At 28.8% G+C, this 2,036-nt stretch carries 1 protein-coding gene; it reads right to left on the bottom strand.

Annotated elements, in window-relative coordinates; all coding sequences use genetic code 11:
* Positions 1-310: 310 nt before the first annotated feature.
* On the bottom strand, positions 311-1,489 hold the full coding sequence (locus tag EK368_RS12330; protein ID WP_129600149.1) for a pyridoxal phosphate-dependent aminotransferase: 1,179 nt from the start codon (positions 1,487-1,489) through the stop codon (positions 311-313).
* Positions 1,490-2,036: the final 547 nt, after the last annotated feature.

A 2,036-nucleotide genomic window follows, 5' to 3' on the forward strand; every position in this document is an offset into this window, starting at 1 on the left:
AGCTCTTCAGCGCTGATGGTACTTGGGCGGTAGCGCCCTGGGAGAGTAGGTCGTCGCTAGTTTAAGAGGACTTAGGACGCAGGACCGTCTTAGGTCTTTTTTTCTGTTAATTTATGTAATATATACAAGACAAAAAATGGATAAACTGTGGATAAATTTTTGAAAAATCAAGTAGTTATCCACAGTCCATCCATACATATATGAAGCTTCATGTTGTAGATAAACGATATTTTGGCAAAGTTATAAAATTAATAACCATTATTGAGAATTTGTGAAAATTTAGTGAAGTTTTTATGATGTTTTATACAAGCTAAAGTTGTTGTATAAAAGTCTTGATTCTGTGGAGTCCATCTAATAAGTATTTTTCATCACAAGCATAGGATATGCGAATAAAATCATCTTTTCCAAAGGCTATTCCAGGAACGACTGCAACTTTTCCATTCATTAATAAATCATTACAAAATTCAATAGAAAAGCTATCTTTCCATGTAAACTTGTTTTTGAGAGCAGATAAATCAATAAAAAGATAAAAAGCTCCATCAGGATGAATAAAATCAATATTTTTTATTTCTTTAAGTGCATGTATAGCTGTATCTCTTCTATTTTTATATACACAAACCATTTCTTTCATTTCTAATTGGCAGTTTGTTAAAGCTGAAAGAGCAGCGTATTGAGAAATAGTACTAGGATGAGAGACTAAGTGACCTTGTATAGTCCCTAGAGCCTTTGCAATCGTTTTATTAGAAGCAGTATATCCAATTCTCCATCCTGTCATAGCAGCAGATTTAGACAATCCATTGACAGTGATGGTAATATTTTTTGCACATTCTGAAAGAGATGCAATACTTGTAAAAGTATCAGTATAACAAATTTTTTCATAGATTTCATCTGCAAGAATATATATATTGTGTTTTGCACAAATTGCTACGATCTGATTTAATTCCTCTTTTGTATAGATAGCTCCTGTTGGGTTAGAAGGATTTGTAATAAATATCATTTTTGTTTTTGGAGTGATCGAAGCTTCTATATCTTTTGTTGTGACTTTGAATTGATTTTCTTTCTTTGTATCTATAAAGACAGGATTACCTCCTACTAATTTAACCATTTCAGGATAACTTACCCAAAATGGTTTAGGGATAAGTACTTCATCTTCAAAATTTAAAAGGGCAATGAGTGTATTGGTAATAGCATGTTTTGCACCACTAGATACAACAATTTCATCTAAAGCATAAGATACACTATTTTCGTTTTCAAGTTTATTTTGAATGGCTTTTCTAAGATCCGTTAAACCTACAGCTAAATCATATTTGGTTTTATTATGCGTGATGGCTGTTATTGCATTTTCTTTTGCCACATGTGGAGTAAAAAAATCTGGTTCTCCAATACTCAAATCAATAATATCTAAGCCATTATTTTTTAATTCTTTTACTTTTGCGCTGATTCCTATGGTAAAGGAAGGTGTAATTTTATTTAATTTGGATGATAGCATGCAAAATACCTCCTATTTTAAAAATTTTTCATCAGATTATATCTTATTATTTTGTACATTGTAAAAGTAAAAATTTATATTACATAAGTATTTTTTATTCTTTAGGAAATTATATAAATGAGTAAATTGTGGATAACTATAATTTTTTCAAAGAGAGACTTTTTTATTTTGATTCATTATAACATAAAGAGAATTTTTGACTACGCTTATATTAAATAAAATGAATATTTAAGTTTAAAAAAGTCTAAAAATAAAATCAATAAAAGTAGAAATAAATAAAGACAAGTATTAGTTTAAAGATGAAATACAATGAAAATTATATTTTGTAAAAAGATATTGACGACATATAAAAAAAATGGTATAGTAATATTTGTCCTCGCAAGAAGGGTAAGCTTGTAAGATTAGAAAAAGCTTTTAGTTGACGAAATGTGAAAGATGTGATATTATATATTCTGTTATCACAAAAAATGTTACAAAAAAGTGATTGACAACAAGAAACAAAAATGATAAGATATTTAAGTCGTCAAAACGACGGCGAGTTACAAAA

The sequence above is a fragment of the Anaerophilus nitritigenes genome, assembly GCF_004138215.1.
GTDB lineage: Bacteria > Bacillota > Clostridia > Peptostreptococcales > Thermotaleaceae > Anaerophilus > Anaerophilus nitritogenes.

Excerpts from the sequence above, each read along its gene's own strand:
- EK368_RS12330 (WP_129600149.1), bottom strand. The coding sequence starts at position 1,489 with ATGCTATCATCCAAATTAAATAAAATTACACCTTCCTTTACCATAGGA.